The organism is Kitasatospora sp. NPDC057518 (assembly GCF_042802075.1).
GTDB lineage: Bacteria > Actinomycetota > Actinomycetes > Streptomycetales > Streptomycetaceae > Kitasatospora.
Genome location: NZ_JBHVEU010000527.1, coordinates 1 through 5,720, shown reverse-complemented (window position 1 = coordinate 5,720; position 5,720 = coordinate 1). Strand labels below are relative to the sequence as shown.

General features: G+C 73.0%; 7 protein-coding genes and 1 pseudogene. 3 read left to right on the top strand and 5 right to left on the bottom strand.

Annotation, left to right across the window (positions count from 1 at the left end; genetic code table 11):
- Both ACFU7Z_RS35105 and ACFU7Z_RS35100 read left to right on the top strand, forming a co-directional pair.
- Window positions 1–912: pseudogene (locus ACFU7Z_RS35105) on the top strand (dihydrofolate reductase family protein); the annotation flags it as partial.
- Between the two features lie 76 nt (window positions 913–988).
- Window positions 989–1,651: an HAD-IA family hydrolase gene (locus ACFU7Z_RS35100; protein ID WP_074001343.1), complete on the top strand. Its 663-nt coding sequence runs from the start codon at window positions 989–991 to the stop codon at window positions 1,649–1,651.
- A 190-nt stretch (window positions 1,652–1,841) separates the two neighbouring features.
- On the opposite strand, the gene ACFU7Z_RS35095 is transcribed toward ACFU7Z_RS35100, so the two are convergent.
- The 4 genes from ACFU7Z_RS35095 to ACFU7Z_RS35080 form a co-directional block, all read right to left on the bottom strand.
- The gene (locus ACFU7Z_RS35095; protein ID WP_117489393.1) at window positions 1,842–2,096 is read right to left on the bottom strand and encodes a Txe/YoeB family addiction module toxin; all 255 of its coding nucleotides are present in this window, start codon (window positions 2,094–2,096) and stop codon (window positions 1,842–1,844) included.
- Window positions 2,093–2,374 (bottom strand): type II toxin-antitoxin system Phd/YefM family antitoxin, encoded by a 282-nt coding sequence (locus ACFU7Z_RS35090; RefSeq protein ID WP_380782042.1) that lies wholly within the window; start codon window positions 2,372–2,374, stop codon window positions 2,093–2,095. Before ACFU7Z_RS35090 ends, ACFU7Z_RS35095 begins: the two co-directional genes overlap by 4 nt.
- 134 nt (window positions 2,375–2,508) lie before the next feature.
- Window positions 2,509–3,582, bottom strand: a complete 1,074-nt coding sequence (gene ychF, locus ACFU7Z_RS35085) for a redox-regulated ATPase YchF (RefSeq protein WP_049658400.1) — start codon at window positions 3,580–3,582, stop codon at window positions 2,509–2,511.
- Between the two features lie 61 nt (window positions 3,583–3,643).
- The gene (locus ACFU7Z_RS35080; protein WP_380782040.1) at window positions 3,644–4,057 is read right to left on the bottom strand and encodes a VOC family protein; all 414 of its coding nucleotides are present in this window, start codon (window positions 4,055–4,057) and stop codon (window positions 3,644–3,646) included.
- Between the two features lie 188 nt (window positions 4,058–4,245).
- Between ACFU7Z_RS35080 and ACFU7Z_RS35075 the strand changes: the two genes are divergently transcribed.
- Window positions 4,246–4,887 carry a DUF6542 domain-containing protein gene (locus ACFU7Z_RS35075; RefSeq protein ID WP_380782038.1) on the top strand — a complete coding sequence of 214 codons (642 nt, stop codon included), beginning with the start codon at window positions 4,246–4,248 and terminating at the stop codon, window positions 4,885–4,887.
- A 24-nt stretch (window positions 4,888–4,911) separates the two neighbouring features.
- On the opposite strand, the gene ppgK is transcribed toward ACFU7Z_RS35075, so the two are convergent.
- Complete coding sequence (gene ppgK, locus ACFU7Z_RS35070) at window positions 4,912–5,658, bottom strand: polyphosphate--glucose phosphotransferase (RefSeq protein WP_049651727.1); 747 nt, start codon at window positions 5,656–5,658, stop codon at window positions 4,912–4,914.
- Between the last annotated feature and the right edge of the window lie 62 nt (window positions 5,659–5,720).

The following is a 5,720-nucleotide window of genomic DNA, read 5'->3' as shown; positions in this document are numbered from 1 at the left end:
CGGCCGGCCCGAGTACCCGCTGAAGGTGACGCTCAGCGCGAGCGGCGAACTCGACGCCGGCCTGCGCTTCTGGCACACCGGCGGCGCCCGGCTCGCCTACACCACGGAGGCCGGGGCGGCGGTGCTTCGCCCCCGGCTGGACGGGCTGGCCGAGGTGGTCGCGCTGGGCGACGCGGTGGACCTCGGCGCGGTGCTGGACGACCTGGGCGCCCGCGGGGTGCGCCGGCTGATGGTCGAGGGCGGCGGGGGCGTGCACACCCAGTTCCTGGCCCAGGGCCTGGCGGACGAGCTCCAGCTGGCCGTCGCCCCGCTGCTGGTCGGCCAGGCCGACGCGCCCCGGTTCGTCCGCCCGGCGGCGTTCCCGGGCGGTCCGGCCCGACGGATGCGGCTGCTGGAGGCACGTACCGTGGGCGACGTCGTCCTGCTCAGGTACGCCCCGAAGGAGCCCGCGCCGTGACCCAGTCCGCCTCCACCGACCTCGACCACCTGCGCCGGGCCGTCGAGCTCTCCCGCCGCTGCCCGCCGTCCGAGACGGCCTTCTCGGTCGGCGCGGTGATCGTCGGCGCCGACGGCACGGTGCTGGCGGAGGGCTACAGCCGGGAGGCGGACCCGCACGACCACGCCGAGGAGGCGGCGCTGGCCAAGCTCCCGGCGGGCGACCCGCGGCTGCGCGGGGCGACCGTCTACAGCTCGCTGGAGCCCTGCGGGCAGCGCGCCTCGCGGCCGATGCCGTGCGCCCGGCTGCTCCTCGCGGCGGGCGTGCCGCGGGTGGTGGTCGCCTGGCGCGAGCCGGACCTGTTCGTCACCGACTGCCAGGGCACCGCGCTGCTGACGGCGGCCGGGGTCGAGGTGGTGGAGCTGTCGGAGCTGGCCGAGGAGGCCCGGGCGGTCAATGCCCACCTGCTCGGATGATCTTTTGTATCATCGAGAAACAAAGAGCTCGCATTCTCCGGCTCTCCCGTCGCCACACTCCCCGAGGAGCCGCCCCATGACCGCTGCCCCCGTCCGGCTGACCGCCCGCGCCCTCCTCCTGGACATGGACGGCACCCTCGTCAACTCCGACGCCGTGGTCGAGCGCTGCTTCAGCCGCTGGGCCGAGCGGAACGGCCTGGACCCCGCCGAGGTGCTCGCCGTCGCCCACGGCCGCCAGGGCCACGCGACCATGGCCCTCCTGTTGCCCGACCGCCCGGCCGAGCTCAACCTGGCCGACAACGAGCGGATCCTCGCCGAGGAGCGCGCCGACACCGAGGGCGTCGTCCCGGTGCCCGGCGCCGCCGCCTTCCTCGCCTCGCTGACCGGCCTCCCGCACGCCCTGGTCACCTCCGCCGACCTGCCGCTCGCCCGGATCCGGATGACCGCCGCCGGGCTCCCGATGCCGTCCGTCCTGGTCACCGCCGAGTCCGTCGGCGCCAGCAAGCCCGACCCCGAGGGCTTCCTCAAGGGCGCCGCCGACCTCGGCTTCGCCCCCGCCGACTGCCTCGCCTTCGAGGACTCCGGCGCCGGCATCGCCGCCGCCAAGGCCGCCGGCGTCCGCGTCGTCGGCGTCGGCCCGCGCGCCCTCCCCCACCACCCGGACGCCCACGCCGACACCCTCACCACCGTCACCGTCACCGCCGCCCCCGACGGCCTCCTCACCGTCACCGTCGGCTGACCCCGGAAACACCGCACCGCCCGGACCCCGCACGAACACGGGGCCCGGGCGGTCCGGGTACGCGGCGGCGGCCGGCCGTCAGACGTTGCAGCGGAATGCTCACCATGCGGCTGTGACCTGCGAAGATGCTGATCCCGGCGACCCAAGTCAGCACAGAATCAGCACGGTGGCTCGAACTCGACGCCGGCCATCAGTAGCGGTAGCGGGCGGCCAGAACGATGATCTCCCGGTCCGTCACCAAGTAGACGAGGCGATGCTCGTCGTCGATCCGCCGCGACCAGGCCCCGGGCAAGTGGTACTTCAGTGGCTCGGGCTTGCCGATACCAGTGAACGGGTCGCGCAACACGTCCTCGATGAGCTTGTTGATCCGGGCAAGCATCTTGCGGTCGCTCTTGAGCCAGGAGGTGTAGTCCTCCCAGCCGGTCTCCTCGAAGACGAGCCTCACGCGGCACCCTTCTCGGGACCCGCCACATCCGGGTCGATCAGCTCCCGCTCGGAAAGCCCCGCGCCGCCGAGGGCGTTCTCGTAGGCCTTGAGCAGCCGCCGGGCGTTGGCGGGTGAGCGCAGCAGGTACGAGCCTTCGCGCAGGGCCGCGTAGTCCTCGGCCGAGACGAGTACGGCATTCCCGTGCCTGGAGACGATCTCGATGGCGTCGTGGTCCTCGTTGACCTTCTTGATCAACGGGAAGAGGTCCCGGCGGGCCTCGCTCGCGGTGATGGACATGATGGGAACCCCTTCCGCAAGTGGTACGAAAAAGCGTACCACTCGGGGGCAACGTCGAGCCGGACGGGCACATGCCGGAGGGGTCGGACTTCCCCTGGAAGTCCGACCCCTTGTACGGGAGTTGCGCTACCCGGTCAGACGTTGAAGCGGAACTCCACGACGTCGCCGTCCTGCATGACGTACTCCTTGCCCTCGATGCGGGCCTTGCCCTTGGCGCGGGCCTCGGCGATGGAGCCGGTCTCGACCAGGTCGGCGAAGGAGATCACCTCGGCCTTGATGAAGCCCTTCTGGAAGTCGGTGTGGATGACTCCGGCGGCCTCGGGGGCGGTGGCGCCCTTCTTGATGGTCCAGGCGCGGGTTTCCTTGGGGCCGGCCGTCAGGTAGGTCTGGAGGCCGAGGGTGTTGAAGCCGACCCGGGCGAGGGTGGCGAGGCCGGGCTCCTCCTGGCCCATGGACTGGAGCAGCTCCAGGGCCTCGGCGTCGTCCAGCTCGATCAGCTCGGACTCGATCTTGGCGTTCAGGAAGATCGCCTCGGCCGGGGCGACCAGCTCGCGCTGGGCGTCCTTGAAGTCCTCGTCGGCCAGCTCGGCCTCGTCCACGTTGAAGACGTAGAGGAAGGGCTTGGCGGTCAGCAGGTGGAGGTCGCGGATCGGGGCGGTGTCGAAGCCGGCCTCGAAGAGGGTCTTGCCGGTCTCCAGGATCGCCTGCGCGGCCTCGGCGGCGGCCAGCACGGGGGCGGTGTCCTTCTTGAGGCGCGCCTCCTTCTGGAGCCGCGGCAGGACCTTCTCGATGGTCTGGAGGTCGGCCAGGATCAGCTCGGTGTGGATGGTCTCGATGTCGTCCTTGGGCGACACCTTGCCGTCCACGTGCACCACGTCCGGGTCGGTGAAGGCGCGCACGACCTGGCAGATCGCGTCGGACTCGCGGATGTTGGCGAGGAACTTGTTGCCCAGGCCCTCGCCCTCGCTGGCGCCGCGCACGATGCCGGCGATGTCGACGAAGTCGACGGTGGCCGGGAGGATGCGCTGGGAGCCGAAGATCTCGGCGAGCTTGGCCAGCCGCGCGTCCGGGACGCCCACCACGCCGACGTTCGGCTCGATGGTGGCGAACGGGTAGTTGGCCGCCAGCACGTCGTTCTTGGTCAGGGCGTTGAACAGGGTCGACTTGCCGACGTTCGGCAGGCCGACGATTCCGATCGTGAGCGACATGAAGCGCAGTCCCGTGGGCTTGGAGGAGTTGGGTCGGCACCGTACGGGCCGACCCCCAAGTCTACGGGCAGCCCCCGCTCCGCCTCACTCCTCGGTCGGCGCCGCCCCGGGGCTCCAGGAACTCCAGCCGGTTGCCCAGCTTGTCGTCGGCGTAGAAGCGCCGGTGGCCGGGCAGGTCGTCGTCCCAGGTCACCGGGTGGCCGTGCGCGGCGAGGCGGTCGGCGAGGGCGTCCAGCGAACGGACCAGGATGCCCGGGTGCCCCTTGCGGGACGGACGGAAGTCCGGGGCCACGCCCAGGTGCACCTCGACCCCGCCGCCGCGGAACCAGCAGCCGCCGCGGGCGGCCAGCACCGGCGGCTTCGCCAGCTCGGTCATGCCGAGCACTCCGGACCAGAAGGCGCGGCACTCGTCCTCGGCGCCGGCCGGGATGTCGAGCTGGACGTGGTCGAGCCGTTCGAAGGTGAAATCGGTCATGCTGTTCCCCCGTGGAGAGACCCGTGAACGGATCCGGTGGTCGTCGTGTGCCGACTCGATCGGGCAGGTCAGCCGACCTGCGCGACGACCTGAGTGACGATCACATCAGTACTCCGTCCGGAGACACGGGACAAGACCTGAACGGTCCATTACACAGTGTGGCGATGATCGGACCGTACGTTGGGCGGGTGGAGCAGAGCATCCGTACCCAGCCGCCAGGGCCCAGACGCCGTCCGCCGACCGGCGCGGCCGCAGCCGCCGTCCCCGGTCCAGGCCGGGCTCCCGAGACCGCCGGAGCCCCCTCCGGACCCGCCCCCGGCTCCCGCCCGCGCCCTTCGGCCGGCCCGTCCGCCGCGCGCCCGGCCACCCGCCCGGCCACCCCCCGGCCGCGCCTGCGCCTGCCGCTGCGCGGGCGCGGCGACGAGCCGCTGTACGGGCGGCGGCGCACCGGCCGGCCGACCCGGCTGACGGCCATCGGCACCGGGCTGGTCGCCGTCCTGGCGACGCTCGCGGTGGCGGGCGTGGACCGGCTGCTGTTCGACGGCCTGGGCTGGCTGTTCGGCCTCGGCTACCTGGTGGTCTGCTTCCAGCTCGCCGTCCGGGTGCGCTACGCCGACCTGCTGGCCGCACCGATCAGCGGGCCGATCGCCTTCGCCCTCGCGCTGCTGCTGCTCGAACCGGTGGGCTCCCCGGGCGTCACCGCCCAGGTGGTCTCGCTGGCGACCGGGCTGGCGCTGCGGGCCGGCTGGCTGTTCTCCGGTACCGGGCTGGCCGCGCTGATCGTGCTCGCCCGGTTCGTCGCCCAGCGCCGGATCCAGCGCTCCCGCTGAGCGGCGGCGCCGCGCGAGCGCCCCTCAGCCCCCGGCCCGGGCCGCCGCCATGGCGGCCCCGACGATGCCCGCGTCGTTGCGCAGCTCCGCCGGCACCACCCGTGCCCGGCGGTCCTTCAGCAGTGGCAGGAACTTCTCGTGCTTGCGGCTCACCCCGCCGCCGATCACGATCAGCCCTGGCGAGAAGAGCATCTCCACCAGGTCCAGGTACTCGTCGACCCGCCCGGCCCACTGCTCCCAGTCCAGCCCGTGCCGCTCCTTGGCGGCCGAGGAGGCCCGGCGCTCGGCGTCCTTGCCGCGCAGCTCCAGGTGGCCCAGCTCGGTGTTGGGCACCAGCGTCCCGTCCACGAACAGGGCGCTGCCGATGCCGGTGCCGAAGGTGAGCACCAGGACCACGCCCGACTCGCCCCGCCCGGCGCCGTGGGTCAGCTCGGCCAGCCCGGCCGCGTCCGCGTCGTTCAGGACGGTCGCGGGCATGCCGAGCGCCTGGCGGAAGAGGCCCGCCGCGTCCAGGCCGATCCAGCCCTTGTCCACGTTGGCGGCCGTCCTGGTGTGACCGTCGACGACCACGCCGGGGAAGGTCAGCCCGACCGGGCCCTGGTGGTCGAAGTGGCGGACCACCTCGCAGACGGCGGCGACCACGGCCTCGGGGGCGGACGGCTGCGGGGTGAGCACCTTCCGGCGCTCCTCGGCGAGCACGCCCCGGGCGAGGTCGACGGGCGCGCCCTTGATCCCCGAGCCGCCGATGTCCACGCCGAATACCGCCGTCATCACGTCCGCCCTCCGCCGTCGGCCGCGGACGGGCGTCCGCGGCCGGTGCCTTGTCCACAGCC